Annotated in this window: 20 protein-coding genes; 8 read left to right on the top strand and 12 right to left on the bottom strand. The window is 48.5% G+C overall.

Annotated features, from left to right (window positions below):
* Nucleotides 1–51: 51 nt before the first annotated feature.
* Together trmFO and ribBA are read right to left on the bottom strand one after the other, a co-directional pair.
* Nucleotides 52–1,455 carry an FADH(2)-oxidizing methylenetetrahydrofolate--tRNA-(uracil(54)-C(5))-methyltransferase TrmFO gene (trmFO, locus tag NDA01_RS09990; protein WP_313930220.1) on the bottom strand — a complete coding sequence of 468 codons (1,404 nt, stop codon included), beginning with the start codon at nt 1,453–1,455 and terminating at the stop codon, nt 52–54.
* Nucleotides 1,456–1,490: 35 nt separating this feature from the next.
* Complete coding sequence (gene ribBA, locus NDA01_RS09985) at nt 1,491–3,191, bottom strand: bifunctional 3,4-dihydroxy-2-butanone-4-phosphate synthase/GTP cyclohydrolase II (protein ID WP_190562737.1); 1,701 nt, start codon at nt 3,189–3,191, stop codon at nt 1,491–1,493.
* A 368-nt stretch (nt 3,192–3,559) separates the two neighbouring features.
* Between ribBA and argC the strand changes: the two genes are divergently transcribed.
* The 3 genes from argC (at nt 3,560) to NDA01_RS09970 (ending at nt 5,383) form a co-directional block, all read left to right on the top strand.
* Complete coding sequence (gene argC / locus NDA01_RS09980) at nt 3,560–4,618, top strand: N-acetyl-gamma-glutamyl-phosphate reductase (RefSeq protein WP_348227836.1); 1,059 nt, start codon at nt 3,560–3,562, stop codon at nt 4,616–4,618.
* 193 nt (nt 4,619–4,811) lie between these two features.
* Nucleotides 4,812–5,081: a GlsB/YeaQ/YmgE family stress response membrane protein gene (locus tag NDA01_RS09975; protein ID WP_190438433.1), complete on the top strand. Its 270-nt coding sequence runs from the start codon at nt 4,812–4,814 to the stop codon at nt 5,079–5,081.
* Between the two features lie 32 nt (nt 5,082–5,113).
* Complete coding sequence (locus NDA01_RS09970) at nt 5,114–5,383, top strand: GlsB/YeaQ/YmgE family stress response membrane protein (protein WP_348227835.1); 270 nt, start codon at nt 5,114–5,116, stop codon at nt 5,381–5,383.
* A gap of 78 nt (nt 5,384–5,461) precedes the next feature.
* Here the strand turns inward: NDA01_RS09970 and NDA01_RS09965 are convergent, their stop codons facing one another.
* The 3 genes from NDA01_RS09965 to NDA01_RS09955 form a co-directional block, all read right to left on the bottom strand.
* Complete coding sequence (locus tag NDA01_RS09965) at nt 5,462–5,680, bottom strand: ssl0294 family protein (RefSeq protein ID WP_190438435.1); 219 nt, start codon at nt 5,678–5,680, stop codon at nt 5,462–5,464.
* Nucleotides 5,681–5,782: 102 nt separating this feature from the next.
* A complete protein-coding gene (gene nrdJ, locus NDA01_RS09960; protein WP_348227834.1) occupies nt 5,783–8,068 on the bottom strand; it encodes a ribonucleoside-triphosphate reductase, adenosylcobalamin-dependent in 2,286 nt (761 codons plus the stop codon).
* A gap of 114 nt (nt 8,069–8,182) precedes the next feature.
* Nucleotides 8,183–9,097 carry a hypothetical protein gene (locus NDA01_RS09955; protein WP_348227833.1) on the bottom strand — a complete coding sequence of 305 codons (915 nt, stop codon included), beginning with the start codon at nt 9,095–9,097 and terminating at the stop codon, nt 8,183–8,185.
* Between the two features lie 380 nt (nt 9,098–9,477).
* Between NDA01_RS09955 and NDA01_RS09950 the strand changes: the two genes are divergently transcribed.
* Entirely contained in the window at nt 9,478–10,059 is a 582-nt protein-coding gene (locus NDA01_RS09950; RefSeq protein ID WP_348227832.1) for an Npun_F5749 family FMN-dependent PPOX-type flavoprotein, read from the top strand.
* A 12-nt stretch (nt 10,060–10,071) separates the two neighbouring features.
* Here NDA01_RS09950 and cysE read toward each other — a convergent pair whose 3' ends face one another.
* Nucleotides 10,072–10,899 carry a serine O-acetyltransferase gene (cysE, locus tag NDA01_RS09945; protein ID WP_348227831.1) on the bottom strand — a complete coding sequence of 276 codons (828 nt, stop codon included), beginning with the start codon at nt 10,897–10,899 and terminating at the stop codon, nt 10,072–10,074.
* Between the two features lie 117 nt (nt 10,900–11,016).
* Nucleotides 11,017–11,499, bottom strand: a complete 483-nt coding sequence (locus tag NDA01_RS09940) for a hypothetical protein (RefSeq protein WP_348227830.1) — start codon at nt 11,497–11,499, stop codon at nt 11,017–11,019.
* A 537-nt stretch (nt 11,500–12,036) separates the two neighbouring features.
* Between NDA01_RS09940 and NDA01_RS09935 the strand changes: the two genes are divergently transcribed.
* On the top strand, nt 12,037–12,852 hold the full coding sequence (locus NDA01_RS09935) for a response regulator (RefSeq protein WP_348227829.1): 816 nt from the start codon (nt 12,037–12,039) through the stop codon (nt 12,850–12,852).
* A 156-nt stretch (nt 12,853–13,008) separates the two neighbouring features.
* On the opposite strand, the gene NDA01_RS09930 is transcribed toward NDA01_RS09935, so the two are convergent.
* Nucleotides 13,009–13,437, bottom strand: coding sequence for an ATP-binding protein (locus tag NDA01_RS09930; RefSeq protein ID WP_348227828.1), 429 nt, complete (start codon nt 13,435–13,437; stop codon nt 13,009–13,011).
* Between the two features lie 208 nt (nt 13,438–13,645).
* On the opposite strand from NDA01_RS09930, the gene NDA01_RS09925 reads away from it, so the two are divergent.
* Nucleotides 13,646–14,794, top strand: coding sequence for a SpoIIE family protein phosphatase (locus tag NDA01_RS09925; protein ID WP_348227827.1), 1,149 nt, complete (start codon nt 13,646–13,648; stop codon nt 14,792–14,794).
* A 24-nt stretch (nt 14,795–14,818) separates the two neighbouring features.
* On the opposite strand, the gene NDA01_RS09920 is transcribed toward NDA01_RS09925, so the two are convergent.
* Together NDA01_RS09920 and NDA01_RS09915 are read right to left on the bottom strand one after the other, a co-directional pair.
* The gene (locus tag NDA01_RS09920) at nt 14,819–15,145 is read right to left on the bottom strand and encodes an STAS domain-containing protein (protein ID WP_190438459.1); all 327 of its coding nucleotides are present in this window, start codon (nt 15,143–15,145) and stop codon (nt 14,819–14,821) included.
* A gap of 314 nt (nt 15,146–15,459) precedes the next feature.
* Nucleotides 15,460–15,594 carry a hypothetical protein gene (locus NDA01_RS09915; RefSeq protein WP_277876153.1) on the bottom strand — a complete coding sequence of 45 codons (135 nt, stop codon included), beginning with the start codon at nt 15,592–15,594 and terminating at the stop codon, nt 15,460–15,462.
* Between the two features lie 33 nt (nt 15,595–15,627).
* On the opposite strand from NDA01_RS09915, the gene mrdA reads away from it, so the two are divergent.
* On the top strand, nt 15,628–17,421 hold the full coding sequence (gene mrdA, locus NDA01_RS09910) for a penicillin-binding protein 2 (protein ID WP_348227826.1): 1,794 nt from the start codon (nt 15,628–15,630) through the stop codon (nt 17,419–17,421).
* Nucleotides 17,422–17,567: 146 nt separating this feature from the next.
* Here mrdA and NDA01_RS09905 read toward each other — a convergent pair whose 3' ends face one another.
* The gene (locus tag NDA01_RS09905) at nt 17,568–18,299 is read right to left on the bottom strand and encodes an alternative oxidase (protein ID WP_348227825.1); all 732 of its coding nucleotides are present in this window, start codon (nt 18,297–18,299) and stop codon (nt 17,568–17,570) included.
* A gap of 114 nt (nt 18,300–18,413) precedes the next feature.
* The gene (locus NDA01_RS09900) at nt 18,414–20,213 is read right to left on the bottom strand and encodes a DUF3352 domain-containing protein (protein WP_348227824.1); all 1,800 of its coding nucleotides are present in this window, start codon (nt 20,211–20,213) and stop codon (nt 18,414–18,416) included.
* A 222-nt stretch (nt 20,214–20,435) separates the two neighbouring features.
* Here NDA01_RS09900 and NDA01_RS09895 point away from each other — a divergent pair, with 222 nt between their 5' ends.
* On the top strand, nt 20,436–20,735 hold the full coding sequence (locus tag NDA01_RS09895; RefSeq protein WP_348227823.1) for a hypothetical protein: 300 nt from the start codon (nt 20,436–20,438) through the stop codon (nt 20,733–20,735).
* Nucleotides 20,736–20,891 lie beyond the last annotated feature (156 nt).

Here is a 20,891-nt window from a genome sequence, read left to right as displayed (position 1 = left end):
CCTGGTCAATCTGGCGATCGCCTTTCATCCTCTAATGACCGAGCGCCAGCGTTAGACGCTAGCCAAACATTCTGACTGGCCTAGCGAAATTTGATGTTGCGTGCTCCAACTGAATAGATCGGCTAGGGCGCGATCGCGATAGCAACCATAACGCTCCTGCTTATTGCGGATGCGCTTTTCTAGCTCAGGCAGAATGCCAAAGTTGGGCGGCATGGGTTGGAAATGCTTGGGCGAAGCAGAGCTAATAAACTCGAACAATGCGCCCATCATCGTAGTCCCCGGTAGGGCGATCGGATCTAGACCATGAGCTAAACGAGCCGCGTTGGTTCCCGCTAACCAACCACCAGCCGCCGCCGCAGTATAGCCTTCCGTCCCGACGAGTTGGCCAGCGGCGAGTAGAGTTTGCCGTTGCTTGAATTGCAAAGTGGGTGTTAGCAGTTCTGGTGCGTTGATGAAGGTGTTGCGGTGCATGACTCCCATACGGACAAATTCGGCATTTTCTAGCCCTGGAATCAGGCGAAAGACTCGCTTCTGCTCACCCCAACGCAGATTGGTTTGGAAACCGACCATATTCCAAAGCTGCCCTGCTTTGTCCTCTTGGCGCAGTTGCACGACCGCGTAAGGTCGATGCACTTGGTTCTCCGGGGCGCGGAAGTCGCCTCTGCGGGAGTCAAATAAGCCTACAGGTTTGAGCGGGCCATAGCGCATGGTATCTTCGCCTCGTTTGCCCATTTCTTCAATCGGCAAACAACCTTCAAAGAACTTGGCAGTTTCGCGATCGAAGTCTTTGAGTTCCGCTTGCTCAGCTTGGCATAGTTCTTGCCAGAAGTGGAGATACTGCTCCCGGTTCATCGGGCAGTTCAGATAAGCAGCTTCCCCACGATCGTAGCGAGAGGCGCGAAAGGCGATGTCGAAGTTGATCGACTCCCCCACCACAATGGGACTGGCCGCATCAAAAAAGTTCATGTACTCCAGCCCCGTGAAGTGCCGCAACGCTTCTGCCAAATCGGGGCTGGTTAACGGGCCAGTGGTGAGGACGGCAATCCCTTCGCTGGGAATATCCTGGATTTCTCCTCGGCGTAACTCGATCAGTGGGTGATTGGCGAGCGTTTCTGTCAGGTTTTGGCTGAATTGACCGCGATCGACCGCCAAAGCTCCCCCCGCAGGAACGGCATGCTCATCGGCTTTGCCAATGATGATGGAACCCAGGCGACGCAATTCTTCGTGGAGGAGACCTGCAGCGCGATCGCTGGATTGGGCACCGAAAGAGTTGCTACAGACTAGCTCGGCCAAGTGTTCGCTGTGGTGGGCTGGGCTTAAGCGCTCCGGTCGCATCTCATGCAAAACGACGGGAATCCCAGCTTGAGCAATTTGCCAAGCCGCTTCTGTCCCGGCTAAGCCTCCCCCAATGACATGGATCGGTGGGGTGCCAGTGGTGCTGAGCGAACTATGCACTGAATTACTCTCCTAATCTTTAAGCAGCAAAATCTTTAGGCAGCGGATGAAGTAGCGTCTGTGGAAAAGCTATAAATCACTTGCGTTTCTAGTTGGTCACAGACAGCAGAAGGCAATTGGCTTAAGGCAAAGGCGTGACGATCGAGCTGCACTTGCAAACTCTTGAGCGGGTCAGAACCGGGAGAAATGAGAAACTCCACTTTTTGAATTTGCGGCCAATTGGCTAGATTATCCAAGATTCTGGCGATCGCTTGGACATAAGGATGAGTGGGTTGCTGATACCAATCGGCAGCAGCAACATTGGCTTGGTCAAAGCCTACATGCACTGTGAGCGAAGGCTTGCCAAAGAGGGCGATCGCGACAGGACGAGCTTCTTCTTGCAGTAGCAAATCGTGAGCTTCTACTAAGTGCCGCAACTTTTCTAGGCGATCGTAACGCTCAGTGGCAGACTTGGGCTGATCTTGCCAATGAATCGCCACCGTCATCAAGTAGGTCTGCAACAGCATGTGACCTAGCTTGGTGGCCTTGGTTTCTAGGTAGGTGGAATTGTAGGGAGTCGCTTCAATGAGTAGAGGGACGCGATCGACGACTTCTAAACCGTAACCCTTTAACCCAGCGATTTTGCGGGGGTTGTTGGTGACGAGACAGATTTTCTTCACGCCTAAGTCATTGAGAATTTGAGCTCCGACGCCATAATTCCGCAGATCAGCGGGAAATCCCAAACGCTCGTTCGCCTCGACGGTATCTAGCCCTAAATCCTGCAATGAGTAGGCCTTGAGCTTATTAATTAAGCCAATGCCGCGACCTTCCTGGCGCAGATAAACTACAACACCTTGGCCCACGTTCTCAATCATTTTCAGGGCGGCTTGGAGTTGCATACGGCAGTCACAACGCAGAGAACCCAGTGCATCGCCCGTCAGGCATTCCGAGTGCATCCGCACCATTACCGTTTTGTCACCAAACTGGCTGGGGTCGCCTTTGACGATCGCCACATGCTCAGAGTTATCGAGGGCATTGCGGTAAGCGTAAATCTGGAAGTTACCAAATTCTGTTGGCAGTTCGGCAATGGTTTCTCGACCGACAAACCGCTCATGCTGCAAGCGATAACTAATTAAGTCGGCAATGCTAACAATTCTGAGTTGATGAGTGCGAGCATATTCGATCAGCTCTGGTAAACGAGCCATTGAGCCATCGGGATTTTGGATTTCACAGATCACACCCGATGGGTACAGCCCTGCTAAGCGAGCCAAATCAACCGCTGCCTCAGTATGACCTGCCCGCTTCAGCACACCACCTTCGCGCGCCCGAATTGGAAAGATATGTCCGGGACGACGCAAATCGTCGGGGCGAGTAGAGGGGTTGATCGTAACTTGGATGGTCCGAGCCCGGTCTTCGGCAGAAATTCCAGTACTGACTCCTAACTGGGGCGACGCATCAATGCTGACGGTAAAGGCAGTCTGATTGCTATCTGTGTTGTTCGTGACCATCAAGGGCAAGTCAAGTTCGTCGAGGCGATCGCCCGTCATCGCTAAGCAAATCAGCCCTCGCGCTTTCACTGCCATAAAGTTGATCATGTCAGGTGTCGCAAATTGAGCGGCACAAATGACGTCGCCCTCATTTTCCCGGTTTTCGTCATCAACTACGACAATGGCACGCCCTGCCTTGAGGTCAGCCAAAGCAGCATCAATAGCATCAAACTTGAAAGGTTGGGTTGAGGCGGTTTGAGGCGATTCCACGGAGAAACTCAAAGTAACGACACCGTAAAGTTTTTTAAAGCTTACCTATGCTTCGATTGTAGTCTGTTTAGCGAGGTAGAGTGCTGCAAAAGCCCTGGTAACCTCGGTTTTCTGCCAAGTCGCGCGGGTGAAACTAGCACCTTAACTCAGGCGACTAACCTGGAAGATTATGCCCTACTAGAAGGCAATTTAGAGGGGTAGCTTCTGATACTAGAGATTCAATATTAGCCGAAGGTGATAGGGCTAATCAGAGGCGCTAATAACTTGAAAAAATCATGGTGATTGTGTAGACCAACTTGCTGCTTTAGGTACTACAATGCAGCAAAAGTTAAGCGTTTACTGTTGAACCTCAAATAAGGCCAAATATCATGGGTGATGTAGGACGCGTGCCCGTTGGGATTATTGGCGCGTCGGGTTATGGCGGCGTACAGCTAGTACGACTTCTGATTGATCATCCAGGAGTTGAACTTGTTTACTTGGGTGGAGAGAGTAGTGCGGGAAAGGCCTTTGGTGAGCTTTACCCTCATCTCAATCATCGAGTTGACTTGATCATCGAGCCGATTGATCTCGATCAGATTGCAGCACGCTGTCAGGTTGTCTTTTTATCTTTGCCCAATGGATTAGCTTGCCAAATGGCACCCGCTTTATTGGAAAAAGGTTGCAAAGTCTTAGATCTATCCGCCGATTACCGATTTTCCAATTTAGAAACCTACGAGAATTGGTACGGTAAGACGCGCAGCGATCAGGCGATCGCAGAAACGGCGGTATATGGTTTGCCTGAGCTGTATCGCGATCGCATTGCCGAGGCTCAGCTAGTAGGTTGTCCAGGCTGTTACCCCACAGCTAGCTTATTGGCGCTCTCTCCTTTGTTGAAGCAAGGGTTAATTGTGCCTGAAACGGCTGTGATTGATGCTAAGTCAGGCACTTCTGGCGGTGGACGGCAAGCTAAAACAAATCTCCTTTTGGCAGAAGCAGATAACTCGTTCGCTGCTTATGGAGTGGCTCGCCACCGCCACACTCCAGAGATTGAGCAGGTTTGTAGTGATTTGGCGGGTCATGAGGTGTTGGTGCAGTTTACGCCCCACCTCATCCCCATGGTTCGCGGGATCTTGTCTACCGTTTATGCAACGCTGCGAGACCCAGGTCTGGTCCGTGAGGATTTGCTCACAATTTACATGGCTTTTTACCGCTCCTCGCCTTGGGTGAAAATATTGCCAAGTGGTGTATACCCGCAAACTAAGTGGGCCACTGGCACCAATCTCTGCTACATCGGTGTTGAAGTAGACCCACGCACCGATCGCATTATTGTGATGTCTGCGATTGACAACCTGATGAAAGGTCAAGCAGGTCAAGCTGTTCAGTGTTTGAACTTGATGATGGGCTGGAATGAAACCTTAGGGTTACCTCAGTTAAGTTTCTATCCTTAAAGCCAAATTACTGCGACTGAAAATAAATTAAAACTCAAAGCTTTTAGGGAGTAGGTGTTAATGTCTACTCCTTTTTAGTGACTGTTTTTAGGCTTTTAAGGTTACATCTGCTGACAGATGCTACTTAATTTTAAAGTGGCTAATCTATTAGTTAATTCGGTAAGAATAATATTTTTTAGGAAATCATTGTCTTATGAATATTATTGCTTGGGTTATTTTAGGATTGCTTGCAGGTGCGATCGCTAAAGCAATTTATCCGGGTTATCAAGCGGGTGGAATCCTAGGCACCATTTTGATTGGCATTATAGGGGCTTTCGTTGGCGGAACGTTAGTCACTCTATTACAAACCGGAAGCCTACAACTAACTGCAACTAGCTTTAGCCTGCCAGGACTTTTTGTCGCAGTTTTAGGTGCAATTGTCGCGATTTGGCTCTGGAACTTGTTTACTAGACGTGCAGTTTAGCGGCAAATTCCTAATACTTTTAGGAAAAAACTATGAACATTATTGCTTGGATCGTTTTAGGACTGATTGCTGGCGCGATCGCTAAAGCTATCTATCCAGGCCATCAAGGTGGCGGTATTCTTGGCACTATGCTGTTAGGAATTACTGGGGCTTTAGTTGGTGGTAGCTTGGGCGTCTTTCTGCAAACCGGAACCTTCCAGCTTGCTGCTACTGGGCTGACATTAGGGGGTATATTTCTGGCAGTTCTAGGTGCAGTGATTGCCCTTTTCCTCTGGAGCTTATTGACTCGACGCGCTGCTTAGGTAAGCATGCTTCAGACTACAAATAAAAAAAGAGCCAGACTCAAAGCTGACTCTTTTTTTATGGGCTCTAAATGGACTTTAATCGATCGAAATCGACTGGGGACCATTATTCCGACCGTTCGGGGTCTCGTGATTGAATGTGGTGTGAGTTGAAGTACCCGCTTGTTGATCTAGCCAGCTTTTGACTGGGTCATCAGCTAGGTTTAGCCGAAAAACACCAGAAACTAGTCCTCCTAGAAAAGCCATTGGCTGTCGAGTTAATTCTTTGAAAATGGGTGTAAGTTCATCAACAAACATGGAAGTACTCCTGACAAGAAACCTTTTGCAGAACTAGATTAAAAAGTGATTTTGCCCTGTCGAAATTAACAGCAGCAACAACACTCTTAGCGTAACGCTCCCCTAGTTTTTTGTCTCAGGCATCATGCATTTGTCGCTATCACAACCTGCTGGTCCTTCAACTGTGGCTTCTCCAGAGTCGTAGCGGCTTAGGGCCGTATAGAAGTTGTCGGTTCTACGTCGTGCTTGCACTCCTTGCTGCAACTGTTCATAAGTCTCTTGATCAATTTTCTCGAAGGGTAACCGGGGGAAAGGTGCATCAAATCGGGCCAGGAGAGCAGCACTAATGTAGCCTTCTTGATTAGCGATCGCCTCGTAAATCCGTTTTGCCAAAGGCTCTACTTCATCTTCTCGCAGCTCCACCGTGGCACTGGTGTTGTGGGCGGTATAGTGCTTCTGCACCTGCATGTAGAAGTCAAACTGTGCTTCCGCAGAGAACTTCTCGATCGCGATTTGATCAGCACCTGGCAAGTTAGCCCAAGGCACTTCCACTGGAATTTCGACTAACCACTCGGTCACTCGTGGGTCAAAAGGATCATTCAGCAGGTTGCCATTTTCGTCTTTATCAGACTGAGACGGCACCACGCTGTAACCGTATTCAATACAAGCCAGTGCCACAGGATCATTTTTGCGGAACGTAATCCGGCGAATGTAGCGTTGAGCTTTGGGTGGGTGCCAACCGGGAGATGCGCCAGTCAGTAATGATTTAGTACCGGAAGGCTGCACAGTGGTGCAACGGTTAGGACGCTTGATGTCGTGGCGATCGCAGTATTCCCACACCACCTGATGCACAACTTCTTTCCAGCGCGACAGATAGGCTTGCTCCTTCTGCTTAAACTCTAAGCCAGCCACTGTATCGGGTCTGCCTGCTTCCCACCAGTGCAACCAGTCCACACCAAAACCTCTGACAAAAAAGTCAAACAGCCCAGTGAAAGAAACCCCAACAATCGGGTCAACTTCCCGTGACCATTGATAGCGCTCTTCCACAAATTGATGATTCAACAGCGCCGCCACAGAGAGCGCTCCAGCGGTAAAAGCTTCTTCTTGTTCCTTTGGATTGTGGGGATCCAGCTGGTTAAGATGTACCTCCGCCAAGTTGCAGTGGAAGTCGGCCCCAGTGATCTCACCACATGGGTTTAAACCATAGCGTCCTAGACGGTGCTCAATCTCCTCGGTTGATATTTGAGGGTAGCGATTTTGTAGCCATTGCTGAATCTCACCCCGCTCATATACTTGCAAGAATTCTGCTTTTAGTTCTGGTGTAGGCAACAAGTCAGAGTTAGATCGGGCGATCGCTTCTGGTGCATACTGAATCGCGCCTTCCCCAGAGTAAAACTGCTTGCGAACTGCCTCAATACACTCTTGCTCAGAGGGTTGGCGGTGAAATACTCTGGTATGGTTTGCCATTCGCAGAGCATCCCGTTCTGGGTCAATGCGCCAGTTACCTTCCGCATCTTGCTGCCAGAGATTGTCCTTGGCAGTTGCAAATTCTGCATCATCGCTATCCCCTTGACGCATACCTGCGCTGCGCCGAATGTTTCCGGCGACAATCGTCACAGCGGCAGCATCAATCAGCAGGCAGCATTCGACCGAGTTTAACTGGCGACCTACGGCGCGGTTCAAGATTGTGGCACAGCGATCGTAGAGTTCGGGGAGCTTGATCGGGTTAGCAACGCCACCAAAACCTTTTAGGGTTTCGCCAGCAGGACGGACATCGCTGAGATCAACTGTGACTTGGACTTCACCAGAGAAGCGATCGCTGCTGGAGAGTTCGAGCAAGGACTGATAGGACTTAACCCAACCTTGTCGACTATCACCGACATTGATCTGAACTTGGTTGCCTTCAATCTTGACTTCCGTAGTGGCACGGCGCTGCTCGGCGGGAGTGGTGCCAATTTCACCTGCAACCGTGACATTTAAGCGGTTGCGGAGGGCAGGTAAGCGGTTGATATACTTGGGTTCTAAAATGGCACCTGTGCCGCAGCCTTGCATGGCAAGATCCATCATCAAGCCAAAGGCTCGCCAATCAATGACGTTGGTGCTGGTGCAGTTATAAGCGCCGGAAAAGTTTTCTGGTTTTTCGATCCAGTCGGTGCCCCCAATCCACAGCCAACGACCGGATGGCAAACTTTTAATTTGGTACTGCATCCGTCGCAGCAGATCGACTTCGGCGTCGGTGAGCTTACCCAGTTTGGCGATGCCTTGAATGGTGCGATCGCAGACCTGCTCCCAGGTTTCCCGCCGACCGTCGGTTCTACGGCTATAAGTCCTGAAGAAAACTGCGTTAGCCGTGGGTGCTGTTTCAGGGAATTGGCTAGTTGGGCGTACCCGCTCTAGATCTTGAACCATAGATAATGAAGTCTCGCTGACGTAGGAGAGAAAATGGCTATATATAGTGCTTCAACTACTGAAACAAACACTATAGATCACTAAATCTGTAAAGGAAAGCCAGGACGATTGAGATTAACGTCTTGGTAGTTGCCGCCACAGCTCTCTAATGCCCGCAGCAGCAAAGTCATATTCTCCTATAGAGATATTGTTTAGTATTTGCTCCATTAGATTTGAATTGACTGGACTGCCTGAGAGTAAAGGATTGCCGTTACTGTATATCGATAGCCAGCCTAAAGAATCGCCCCAGACAGGCCATAACTCAGCCTCAAATTCTAATGGGTAGTTGCCAATGTGAGCATCGCTAATAAGGTTTGACATGAGTAAGTATCCAAAGACTCGCTGCTGTTTGTCTTCGCGTTGACTAGCAGGAAAAGCATCAAGCATGGCTTTGCATACTTTGTGCCACACCTCATAAAACCATCTAACATACTCTCTACGGTTATAAGTTTTTCTATCGTGCAACATAAAGAATAGACTCAGCGTATGGGCTGCTAGAAAATCACTCCTCAAATCCAGCTCGCCCATTCGCTTCTCCCCAATATCTTTGCCAACTCCTTTCATACGTTGGACATCTTCTCGATATTTAACTCTTTGAGAGATGTGTGACGCCTCGTGGCATAAGAAAACTAAGAGAGATATATGTAACCACTGTTTAGGGACTTCCTTGGTTAACTGAATAATGGCCTTTGAATTGAGGATGATAGTTCGATTGGAGTCGTTAGGCAGGTGGCTGTCGTCCTCTAAAGGCTCAAAAATGACCCCATTAGAGTAATGGTCTAGTGGCTTTGTGATTTCCTCAGTTTGAGGATCTATTTCTGCGAGCCTCCGAGCGTGTTTCATAATTTGGCGAACTTTAGTATTCAGCCTATGCACTAATTCATTGTCGGTTTTGCTGTCTCGACGACTGTAAGACCTGAAAAATACAGGATTAGCAGCAGGTATAGCTTCAGCAGGTTGACTGTTCACCTGTTCAACACCTTGAGCCATAGATTTAGATCTCACTATTGGGCCTCAGTCTGAATATAGTTGATCTAATAGTCTATATGTAGTGTCTAAAGGGCTAAAAAACTGACTCTAGCCACTATTTATGCTCAAATCAATTAAAGGATAAAATACTTGCACTCAGGTTTGTCAAAGTAAAATCGCTCAGGTGCCGCTTGAAAGCTGTTGGACAACTGCGTTTAGCTGAGCGATCGCTAACTCTGCCATGCTTGGATTTACTGCAATCTTCCAAGTGCAATAATCCGATTGGCATTAGCAGTTGTGCTTTAGAAAGCTAGTTGAGAGTTGCATTACACCAGAACCACAAGACAGGTCTTGAATCTCTGCAATACTTGAGATCCTGAAGTTGCGTTAGAAAGCTTGCAATGTCTCTTGCGCCTTGGCGATCGCCCCTCTCTCGTGCCTTACATCGCAACCGTAGTCAGCCCGAGGCTCGTTTCTTACAATTGGCCACCATTCAACTCAACGGTCAACCTGCCAACCGTACCGTAGTGTTTCGGGGCTTTTTGGATGACACGGACCAATTGAAGTTTGTGACTGATACTCGGAGCGAGAAGACAGAGCAAATTGAGCAGAATCCCAAAGCAGAAGCCTGCTGGTATTTCATCAAAACCAGGGAGCAGTTTCGGATTGCGGGGACTCTCACCTTAATCCGCGCTACTCATCCAGACTCAGCACTACAACAAGCACGAAAAACCGCGTGGCAAGAGCTTTCTGATGCAGCGCGTCTACAATTCGCTTGGCCTACACCGGGAGAACCAAGAGCAGATGCTGCTGCATTTGCACCTCAGCCCCCCGACAATACAGAGCCATTGCCATACTTTTGCTTACTGCTCCTAGAACCAGAGCGAGTAGATCATCTAGAACTGCGCGGCGAACCCCAAAACCGTTGTCTTTACCAGCGCGACCAAAATCAAGTCTGGTCTGCTCAGGCGATCAACCCCTAAGCAACTCCTTTGTTAGATACCGCCGCCATCCAAAAATTGCTCAATTACCTTGTCGCGTAATCGGCAGCTAGGTGAAGTTTGACTGACTTCAGGTTCCGTCTCTTGATTAGACTGCTCTGGCTCAGCAGCATTGGAGCAACCAACAGGGACAGCGATCGCGTAATTTGGCTCACTTGCTTCGCGGTAATAGCTATTTGTCAAAGCTTGCCGACCTTGCAGCAGTTGCAACTGTTGCTCCATGAGTTCAATGCGATCGACCAAAGCTCGAATAACTTCGGCTTCAGAGTCTGGCAAGCGGCCATGCTCTAGTGGCCCAACACGCTCACCAGCCCGGTAGACAACTCGACCTGGAACGCCAACGACAGTGCAATCTGAAGGCACATCCCGCAATACTACAGAACCCGCCCCAATTCGGACATTGCTACCGACTTGGATGTTGCCTAAAACTTTAGCGCCTGCTCCTACGACTACGTTTTCGCCCAGAGTTGGGTGACGTTTGCCACTTTCCTTCCCTGTACCCCCTAGGGTTACGCCTTGGTAGATTAAGGCGTAATCCCCTACGATCGCCGTTTCACCGACCACTACTCCCATACCGTGGTCAATAAAAACGCCCTTACCAATCGTCGCGCCTGGATGAATCTCAATTCCCGTCAGAAAACGCGCCAGGTGGGAGATTAACCGGGGAAAGAACGGAATTCCAAGCTTATATAGCCAATGAGCTGGTCGATGAAAAAGTAATGCTTGCAGACCTGGATAGCAAAATAAAACTTCCAACCAGTTACGAGCCGCTGGGTCACGCTCAAAAATAATGCGGAAGTCAGTGATTAGGGTTGCTAGCACGAGTGTCACCCTCATTGGCAAGACAGGCCACTCACTATCTTAGCGTTCCTAGGGTTCTTCGCTGCGTGGTTCCCATAACCTTAGTGTCCCTGATGCCGCTTTGAAGCTAGTCCCAACTTATTGTTGCGCTGTGAGTGTATATTTCCACCTTGCGCCTGCCTCAAAAGTACCTACCCAAATCTCATAGGTACCAGCAGACCACTTTGGCTGACTGACGCTAGCATCCTTATTGGAGCCTGTATCATCTCCACACAAAACAGTGTTATTCGGCCCTTTCACAACTAAGGTGGTGTCTTTGCCTTGAGTATCTACTTGGAGCTGTAGCCGCGAAAAATCCTTTTGCAACACCATAATGTGATCAGGCTGGGTATCGCCAAATCCCAAGCAACGCTTTCCCTCGCGATCGCTATTAGCAATGGAGGGTAAAGAATAAGAGCCCCCTGTGAAGCCTCGTGCAGTACCAGCGGCACGCGAGAAGCCAGGAGAAAGATTTAAGGTGCGAAAGTTAGCTGATTCCGCTAAAACAGGCACTACTTTTGCAGCACTTAGTAAGATAAAGCAGCCTAAGGTTGTGAATTTAAATGCAGTTGAAATTGACATAGCAACGTCCTCTCATATAACCCTCATAAATTTAAGTGTGCAGATTACCGAAGCTACTTAAATAGTGACGAAGCATTGATCACTCAAGTGCCCTGCTCATGCCATCAGATAGACTATGCTCGCAATTATTATCGTGACCCTGGTATTTGCTGGTTTGCTACTGGCAAATGCATTGGTGTTGCTGCCTCTAGGAACCTTGAGCCTAATACAAGTTCCTCACTGGCTTGGCTTGATATTCTTTGTAGCCTTAGCCGCTTGGTTTCTAGGAGATTGAGTCAAAAGGCCTACAAACTCACTGTAACGGAATTTGCTCCTCAGTAATTAATTTATCAGTTTATGTATCAATTTTAACTATAATGACCTAGGGTGCAGGCTCTAAACTACGGTTCTGCTGATATGTTTCTAGCTGCGAGTCAGGCACTCTCAAGAAAGACGGCTAGCAAACCAAGGTCTATGCATTCATGGCCTATCCTAGAAACATTCAAAAAAGCTTTAGGTATACTGAAAAGTTTCTAGATATCTCGCTCAAAAATTAATATGAATAATGACTCCAGCTTAAAAGTTTTACTGGTTGAAGATAATCCAGTTAATCAAAAAGTCACTTTGTACCAGCTCAAAAGCTTGGGCTACCTAGCTCATGTGAGCGCTAGTGGCCAAGAGGCGCTAGCGCGCATGGCTGAGTCTGACTACGACCTCATACTGACTAACTGTGAAATGCCAGGTATGGATGGCTATGCTTTGACTGAAGCAATTCGTCGCTTAGAAGTAGATGCTGTAGGCGATCGCCCCTTGCCCGTAGTAGTGCTAGGAATGAACGCGGACAACACACCACAGGAGCAATCTAGATGCTTGGCGGTGGGGATGAATGATGTTTTGAGCAAGCCTGTTCGTAAAGATGAATTGGCGCTCAAGCTAGAGCAATGGAGCCAAAAGATTTTCACGGCGCGGAGTCAAGGGCTAACCTCAGAGGTGCCGCTAGAGCACCCAGCCCCAGCAGTTTCACCTGATCAGGATGGCTCAAACCCACCGTTGGATTGGGAACATCTTCATCAAATGTCTGATGATAGTTACGAATTTGAACTAGAGTTGTTAACTGTCTTTGTTGAAGATGCTCAAGTGCATTTAAAGGCAGTTACAACAGCGATCGCGGAAAGCAATTATTGGGAAGTTGAGCAGGCCGCTCACCATATCAAAGGTGCTAGTGCCAATGTAGGAGCCAAAACAATGCAAGCAGCAGCAGCGGAGATAGAACAGCAAGCACGTCGCCAAAAGCTAGAGGGAACTGCCCAACTTCTAACTGAAATTGAGCAGGCTTTGACCTCAATAGAAAAATTTGTCCAAAAGAATAGTTAGTGAGGAGAGAGCGATAGATTTTGTTATTTCTGTAAACTGTATTCGTTTAATGTTGACAATTTTTAGTAAGTGAAGTAGAAACTGCCTTCGAACTCCTTCCTGACTTACTAAATTTAAACTTAGTAAGTTTAAATTTCTAGTACTTTTAGAAAAGCTTCAAATTTCGTTGGCTGCATAGTGTTTTACAATTAGGAGGCAGTTGCGCTTGTCCTCCGTAGAGCTGTAGCTGAGCTTATCCGCAACTGACTTTAAAATTTGTAATCCACGACCACTAGAAGAATCAAAGTCAACTTTGTCATCAACCTGTTCCAGCTTGGCATTGAAGTCAAAAGGTGGACCGCAATCCCAAATTCGAATCTCTAAAGTATTAGCAGACGAACTGACTTCAATATCAATAGGAGTTTCTAAAGGTTGATGTTTGTGAGCATGTCGAATGGCATTCGTGAGCCCTTCTGCTAGAGCAGTTTGGCACTGTAGCCAAACTAATTTAGGAATATGGGGTTGATTGAATGTCTCGAACCAAGAGAGAACTTGAACTAGTTCGTTGAGATCTGTATTAACGCGTAAGTGATGTTTCTGGTGCACTTTAGACCTCTTAGAACCGATAGCCTAGTAGTAAGTAGCTGTAAATTTGTGATGGCATAAGAATGTTGTCATAATATTGAAAAGTTTGTTATGGAGCTGTGATTTACTCCCTTGGCGTTAGTAACTTATTGTTTCTAGTCGTGTTTCTAGTCATTGCACCTTAACTCCCTTAATTACATTCTAGAAATATCAATAACTTCTATAACCCATGCCTCGAATTTTAGTCATAGATGACGATCCCGTAATTCGATTGGTTTTAATGAGAAATTTGCAAAAACAAGGTTATGAGGTAGCTCTGGCACGCAATGGTGAAGAAGGAAGTGAGCTAGCTTCGCAACTCCGTCCGGCTCTCATTATTTGTGATTGGATGATGCCAGGACGAGACGGGTTAGAAGTCTGTCGCCAGGTGAAGGCGAACCCAGATTTGTCTACAACCTTTTTTATTTTGTTGACTTCTCGCGGGGAAGTCGAGGATCGGGTGAGAGGGTTAGATTCCGGTGCCGATGACTTTCTCTCCAAACCGATTGAAATGAATGAGTTGAAGGCAAGAGTAAGAGCTGGATTACGCTTGCATCAGCTCACTCAAGATCTCCAGACCCAGAAGCAACTTCTGGAAGCTGAACTAGCAGAAGCAGCTGATTATGTGCGATCGCTATTGCCCCCTCCTTTACTCGGATCTCCTGCGATCAATACCTGTTTTATTCCTTCTAGACAATTAGGCGGTGACTGTTTCGACTATTTTTGGTTAGACCCCGATTATTTAGCAATTTATTTATTAGATGTATCGGGTCATGGTTTAGGATCGGCTCTACCCTCAATCTCGGTGCTAAATTTACTGCGATCGCAATCCTTGCCTGGTGTCAACTTCTACTTACCCGATCGAGTCCTGACTGGGTTAAATGAAACCTTCCAAATGAGTGGGCACAACGAACGGTACTTCACCATTTGGTACGGTGTTTACAACAAAACGAAGCGGCAATTGGTTTACGCAAGTGCAGGCCATCCTCCAGCTATCTTAATTTCAGGCGAAGCTGACGCTACAACCACAGCTAAACGCTTGAAAACAGCAGGTTTACCAATTGGTATGTTTTCTGATGCTCAATATGTGAGCGATCGCTGTGAAGTCGAGGCTGGAAGTAGCCTTTACATTTTTAGCGATGGCATTTATGAAATCAATCAGCCTGATGGCGAAACTTGGACCTTAGATGGTTTCGTTGGCTTACTAAGCGACTTAAGTCAGGCCAACAATATCAGTTTAGATACAGTCTTAGGCTCGGTTCGAGCGATGGGTGCGAAAGAAACATTTGATGACGACTTATCGTTGCTTCAAGTTAGTTTCGCTCAAGGCTCTCCCTAAAGATTATGCTGCCGGATTGATTATTTAATTAGGCAATAAAACTGCCTGATTAAACTCAGCTCGATTCGGAAAAATCTCAAAGACTCGATCCATACTCGTTAATTGAAACAGCATCTTGACTTGGTCATTGATCGAGCAAAGAAAGAGCTTACCCCCAGCCGAACGGACACTCTTCAGCGCAATGACTAAAGCTCCTAAGCCAGAGCTGTCCATAAACGTAACATTTTCTAAATCAATTAAGACAATATCTGTACTTGCTGTTACAGCATTATTAATTTCCTGACGGAGATGATTGACTTGCGTACCATCAAGAATACCGACAGGCTGAATTACTTTAAGCACAGGACTCATAATTAAATCCCAATATGGAACTAGAGGTTAGTGACTTTCGGACAACTAAGAGGAGTCTACCAAGTTAGCTGGATTCTCTGTGTTTAGTTTTCCCACATAGCTCTCAAAATAGTCAAAATCCTTTCGGCATCCCTACATCTGAAGTGCGAACTATTCCCGACTCCATCCTTTCGACCCGCTGACAGATGCACTGAGGCACAATGATTTGACGCTGGCTCCAGCTGATGGGTAAGAGTAAATTTTGGGTTTTCTAAAGTAGCAGCTTAGGCGCTACTAACAACCTTAGTTTTGCGCTAACTCTCAAGCACGATTTATTAGCAAAATTCCGGATGAGCCACTTCGGATTCTGGAAGTTGACAGGGAGCAGGATCAGTCCAAGATGAGCGATCGCCTTCCAAGGTGGCCTGTGTAGCTCTGTGGCAGTTCCAACGTTGTTTTAATTTTCGCATCGATTCCCCAACAACCGATTTAGTTCAGGCAAGATGGCTACCGGACTCTCCTTTTCTTCATCCTCTGCAACTCGCTTCGTCAACAATATTCAAGAGCGCACCAGTCGTGGAATTTTGTTGACTCTGGTGATGACATCTTTACTGTCAGCCTGTATGTTGCGATTGGTTCAACTCCAGTTGATTCAAGGGCAGCAAAATCGCCAATTAGCTGACCAAAACCGCATTCGTTTGATTCCGATCCCCGCCGATCGAGGCAATCTGCTAGACCGTAAGGGAAAATTGCTGGCGGCTAACCGAGTTTCGCGGGCTGTTTACCTTTGGCCCAGATACCAAACCCAGGCTCAGTGGCAACAATGGGCAACTCAGCTAGGACCCATTTTGAATGTTCCGGCTGCTGAGATCTTGAAAAAACTCCAAGATGTGGGCTACCACTCAGCCATGCCTGTCCGGATCAGCCAAAACCTTAGCCCTAATGCCTTTACCCGACTCGCAGAGCAAATTGGAGAGTTGCCAGGTCTAGAAATTCGACCTGAATCAGCGCGTAACTACCCCAATGGTGATCTGGGTGCTCACGCGTTGGGATATATCGGTGAGGCGACCGCAGATGACCTGAAGGCTCACCCTGAGTATCCGATGGGCATGATTGTGGGCCAAATGGGTTTGGAGCGTTTATTGCAATCTCAGTTGCAGGGTGTCTGGGGAGGCCGCTTGATTGAGGTTGACGCAGGCGGGAAGGAACTGCGTTTGTTAGGCAATTCTCCGACCAAAGCAGGTTCATCTGTAAAGCTGACCCTGGACTTAGAGTTGCAAAAAGCGGCAGAGAAAGCGCTGAACAAGCGACGGGGGGCTGTAGTAGCGCTGGATGTGAAAACAGGGGCAGTGTTGGCGATGGCGAGTGGTCCTACCTTCGACCCCAATATTTTTACCCGTAGAGTCGCCTCGAAGGAGTGGAACCGATTGCAAGGGGAAGACAAACCGTTTCTCAATCGCGCTTTTCAGGGATATCCACCCGGTAGCACGTTTAAGTTAGTGACGGCAGTGGCGGGTTTGGAATCGGGTAAGTTCTCGCCAGATTCAACTTTGGCTACTTCCTCCTACATCACAGTGGGCGGTTTCCAGTTTCATGAGCATGGTAGCGGCTACGGTGTAATTGGTTTTCGAGAAGCCTTTGCGGTTAGCAGTAATACCTTTTTCTACCAAATGGGTTTATCCGCAGGGCCAGAGCAGATTTCTAAATGGGCGCACCGCTTAGGAGTTGGTGAGACTGAGGTGTTGGGTTTTGAGAAGGCAGGCTATGGTGCGGCTCCTACGCCAGCCCAAAAAGAAAAGCTCTATGGCGAGCCTTGGTATGCTGGCGATACGGTGAGTATGTCAATTGGGCAAGGTTTGGTCCAGGCAACACCTGTGGAAATGGCGGTGATGTATTCAGCGATCGCCAATGGGGGATCGCGAGTCAAGCCCCACTTGCTAGCCTCCCAAACGAATACCCCAGCGACTCAGCCAGCGAAAGTGGGCTTGTCTCCCAGTACCATCGCCACAGTGCGCAATGGCTTAATTGCGGTGGTACAACAAGGAACAGCGAAGCAACTCAACGATGGCTCCATTCCGCTAACTGCGGGCAAGACGGGGACAGCAGAAGTGCCAGGGCAGGAAGATAACGCGGTGTATGTAGGTTATGGCCCAGTGAAAGATCCGCAAATTGCGATCGCGGTGGTGGTAGAGAATGGCGGATTTGGTGCTGTCTCAGCCGTGCCGATCGCTCATGAAATGTATAAAACCTATTTCAAGCCATCAAGCCCAGCTAAGACCAAGGTGAAACCAAAATAACTAAGCCTGGCGACTAAAGACGACTAAAGTCGCGGCTACAAAAACAAAGGCTGCCTACGCAGCCTCAAAATCTGACCTCACTTCCTGTTTAGAGATAGCAAAAATCTAGTTCCCTCTCCCCCAGGGAGAGGGTTAGGGCGAGGGGGTTAGCCCTCAACGGTAGTGACAGGTGCAGGAGTAGTAGGTAACACCAATTCCACTTCTAGAGGCAACTGAATCACTTCTAGATTGTGTGGGCTCTTCAAAGCCGTTTGAGCATCCGGTTGCTGGCAAGCCACCATTGTTTTGACGTGCTCCGCTTCGTCGTCGCGAATATTGACGAAGACATCGTAGAGGTTATCCACAGAGGGCCGTCGAGACTCTGGCTTAGTACAAGTTTGGAACTCGTCAAACATGTAGAGGTCGCCATCGCGGTAGTAGGCGATCGCAATGGCAGGAGCAGGTTGAGCTTGTAGCTCGGCTTGATTGGTAGCGACAAACTGGTCATAGGTGTGGAAGGCGTGCCCTTCAATCTGCTCCATCATATAGTAGGCTGAGCGCGGCGAGATCATATACAGGCCCACCATCACCCAGTAGTACATTAGAGCGGTGTGCTGGGCAAAGAACCGATCAATCCACCAACGGTTGCCACCCAAGGATTCCATAATCAGCAAGTGGTGGAGTTCATTCCAGGCTTCAGCGAAATGCACCTTGAGCCAATCGGCTTTGCGCCACCAACCCAGCGTTTCGTAAAGGTGTAGGACCGAGAGATAGGAAAAGTAGGGGACGCGCGCGACGGTTTCTAGGACGTAGAAGCGCTGGTAAGGGCGATCGCGGTAGAACGTATCAATCACAAGTACGAGGATGCCTACCAGCGATCGCAATACAAACTTGACCATGCAAACCTCCCGAAGGAGTAAAGTCCGCTTTCTTCAGTAGCGGGGAGAGTAATCTCCTGCTTTGATCCTAGCGATTCTCAAGCTTGATAGCATCCTCAGTATCTAAGCTTTTACTTAAGCTTTGTCAGTTGGGCTCAAGTTGAGGAAGACTTCACTCCGTCGCACTCCAGATTCTCCTCCCAGGCTGGTAACGGTGAGCGATCGCAACTGGTTCCAGAAGGGCTGGCTGGCTAGCTCCACGAGACGCAAGAACGGAAGCTGTTGTTCTAGAATCGAGCGGCTGTTCGCCCAATCTAGATATAGGTATCCATCGTTGTCTTTAGGGAGAGCGGCGATCGCCGCCTTGAAGCCAGGGCTATCTACTAAAGAATCTTTGGTAGCTTGTAGGGCTTGCTCCATCGCTGCTACAGAAGTAGCAAAGATTTCGTAGTTGCCCACTGTGGCATGAACCCCCTCGACTTCAGCGGCAATCACATTGGCAAGCAGAGCGGAGTTGCCTTCAGTAGTAGTTTTGCTTGCAGCTTTGAGAGGAGTTGAACCTAATTTAGTCCAAGCAGAAACAGGGCGATCGGCTAAAGTTAGCGGTCCGACGCTGAAGCCTTTGTCCTTGGCAAGCGTATCTAGGTTAGCGATCGCGGTCGTGGCTGCTTCGGTTCTTTCAGCGACAAAAACCCAGTCGGGCTGCTGTTCTGGACGTGGCAGCAAGGCCACAGCATATTCCCCTTTTACCCAACTAAAAATGTCTTGGGGAAGGTCAAGCTGCCAAGCGTTTCGTAGGTTGTTGAGCGGCTGATTAATCAATTGAGCCAGCGTCTCGTAGCTTGATACTCCGCTAGAAACTTGCGTCCAAAACTGTTCTAAGTCTGTGCCTGCTGCTGCCACGGGACTACTGGCAGGAATATACGCCAAAGCTCCAGTTGGTTTAGATAGCGCAGGAGTAGCGGCTGGTAATGTTTGCCCTGGTGCGGCCAAGAAAGCCGTTTCAGCCAAGAGCCCTTTGCGGCTCAACCCTAGACCGATCGCGACACTTTCGTACAAATTGCTCGCTTCAGTCGTAGCATCTGCAGTTCCCTGGCTCGACCAAGCCGCCAACTGAGGCAAGTTGAGAAACACTAAGCCAATTTGTCGCTGCTTGAAGCTCTGCAATGCTTGCTGATAGGCAGGAGAACTTCCTAAACCTAGCTCCGCCGCTTGCACGTTGTTGATTGCATCTCGCAACACCTTCGGTTGATTGGCAAACAACACAAAGCGATCGCTTACCACAGCGGTTGACAGAGTGGTTGCAGGTTGAACCGTGAGCACTGTATCAGGTTCTTGTTGCTTATTTTTTTTACGCTTAGTTTCTGGCTTTTGTGGCTCTACTGGGGGTTCGGGTTGGCTGTAAATCAGCTTGACGCCTTTGTACTGCTCGAACATCAACCTGGTGCCAGCCGCTACCCGTTTCTGCCAAAACAACTGCAAGAACTCACGGCTACGTTCTGGATTTTGAGTAGCGATCGCTAGTAAGTAGCCGGGTTGTTGCCCAGTTTGAGCATCGCGATCGACATCAGGCGAGGTTAAGGCAAGAGTGATTTCATCTCCCAGCCAAGGCTCTACATCTTGTTTGTAATCGAGACCTGTATTCGCAAGCAAACTTTGCTTTAGTTGCTCGATTTCAGCTCTAGACTGACGGCGGGCACCCGGAGCTGCAATGACTTGGCGAAACGCCTCCAAGCGCTCTGGATTCACCAACAAAGACACCACGGCTGGGGCTTGTTTGGGGACAAACATGGCTGCTGCGGGACCGTCTGTAGATCCGCCTCGCAAGAGTGCAAGGGGACTGCGAGCTGTAAGCCAGTAAAAGCCGCTGGCACCGACCAAGAGCAGCACCAGAACACTGGCGACCAGAACCGAGAAAAATGAGCGGAGCTTCATGGTGAATTTAGACGCTGCTTGAGGGCTATTGAGCGAAAAACAATCCAGGATCATTATTCCAGGATCATTATCCATCAAGCCATAAATCTGGGCATTCTGAGACCAAAGACTAATCTCGCGACGGCTGTTTTCCTGAAAATGCTTGCTAGGGTAGGAATCAGTCTAGGGCACCTAAGTGTCAAAGTTTTTGCCAAACTTGAGCGTGATTCAGAGGCGATCGCCATGTCAGAGCCTGATTTTCAGCAGTTTGACCCACCGCCCGAACCAGAGAAGGAAGATAGCCCAGAATTGATGGCTCAAATGGATTTTGAGCAATGGCTAGAAGTATTGCAAAAGTCCGATCGCTCGTTCTACAACCTGATGGCAATGGAGGTGTGGTCGATTGCGAAAACGATGGATGGGCTACTGCCAGGATTTTGGACTCGCTTCATGAGCCACCGCCAAACAGCACTCAAACAATTTCTTCGGCATAAACAGGCTCACCCAGATGCAGATTCTATGCCTCCCACATCAGAACCCTAAGCTAAGTATAAGGCTTGTGTAAATTGATTCTGGTGTTATGGGGATGACTGCTTGGCGCTGCTCAGCTACGGTAACCTGGTTTGCTAAGTAAGGCCCATCTCAATGAGCGATCGCTGATTCCTCTAATGCATCCATTCATAAGTGCTTAACGTATAA

The sequence above is a fragment of the Trichocoleus desertorum AS-A10 genome, from assembly GCF_039962155.1.
Classification (GTDB): Bacteria; Cyanobacteriota; Cyanobacteriia; order FACHB-46; family FACHB-46; genus Trichocoleus.
The sequence above is the reverse complement of the archived record's forward strand: the minus strand, read 5'-3'. Positions and strand labels throughout refer to the sequence as shown.

Bases quoted from the DNA above. Each gene is read 5' to 3' on its own strand.
- argC (WP_348227836.1), top strand. From the start codon at position 3,560: ATGGGTGATGTAGGACGCGTGCCCGTTGGGATTATTGGCGCGTCGGGT.
- NDA01_RS09975 (WP_190438433.1), top strand. From the start codon at position 4,812: ATGAATATTATTGCTTGGGTTATTTTAGGATTGCTTGCAGGTGCGATC.
- NDA01_RS09970 (WP_348227835.1), top strand. From the start codon at position 5,114: ATGAACATTATTGCTTGGATCGTTTTAGGACTGATTGCTGGCGCGATC.
- NDA01_RS09965 (WP_190438435.1), bottom strand. From the start codon at position 5,680: ATGTTTGTTGATGAACTTACACCCATTTTCAAAGAATTAACTCGACAG.
- nrdJ (WP_348227834.1), bottom strand. From the start codon at position 8,068: ATGGTTCAAGATCTAGAGCGGGTACGCCCAACTAGCCAATTCCCTGAA.
- NDA01_RS09955 (WP_348227833.1), bottom strand. From the start codon at position 9,097: ATGGCTCAAGGTGTTGAACAGGTGAACAGTCAACCTGCTGAAGCTATA.
- NDA01_RS09950 (WP_348227832.1), top strand. From the start codon at position 9,478: ATGTCTCTTGCGCCTTGGCGATCGCCCCTCTCTCGTGCCTTACATCGC.
- NDA01_RS09940 (WP_348227830.1), bottom strand. From the start codon at position 11,499: ATGTCAATTTCAACTGCATTTAAATTCACAACCTTAGGCTGCTTTATC.
- NDA01_RS09935 (WP_348227829.1), top strand. From the start codon at position 12,037: ATGAATAATGACTCCAGCTTAAAAGTTTTACTGGTTGAAGATAATCCA.
- NDA01_RS09925 (WP_348227827.1), top strand. From the start codon at position 13,646: ATGCCTCGAATTTTAGTCATAGATGACGATCCCGTAATTCGATTGGTT.
- NDA01_RS09920 (WP_190438459.1), bottom strand. From the start codon at position 15,145: ATGAGTCCTGTGCTTAAAGTAATTCAGCCTGTCGGTATTCTTGATGGT.
- NDA01_RS09915 (WP_277876153.1), bottom strand. From the start codon at position 15,594: ATGCGAAAATTAAAACAACGTTGGAACTGCCACAGAGCTACACAGGCC.
- mrdA (WP_348227826.1), top strand. From the start codon at position 15,628: ATGGCTACCGGACTCTCCTTTTCTTCATCCTCTGCAACTCGCTTCGTC.
- NDA01_RS09905 (WP_348227825.1), bottom strand. From the start codon at position 18,299: ATGGTCAAGTTTGTATTGCGATCGCTGGTAGGCATCCTCGTACTTGTG.
- NDA01_RS09900 (WP_348227824.1), bottom strand. From the start codon at position 20,213: ATGAAGCTCCGCTCATTTTTCTCGGTTCTGGTCGCCAGTGTTCTGGTG.
- NDA01_RS09895 (WP_348227823.1), top strand. From the start codon at position 20,436: ATGTCAGAGCCTGATTTTCAGCAGTTTGACCCACCGCCCGAACCAGAG.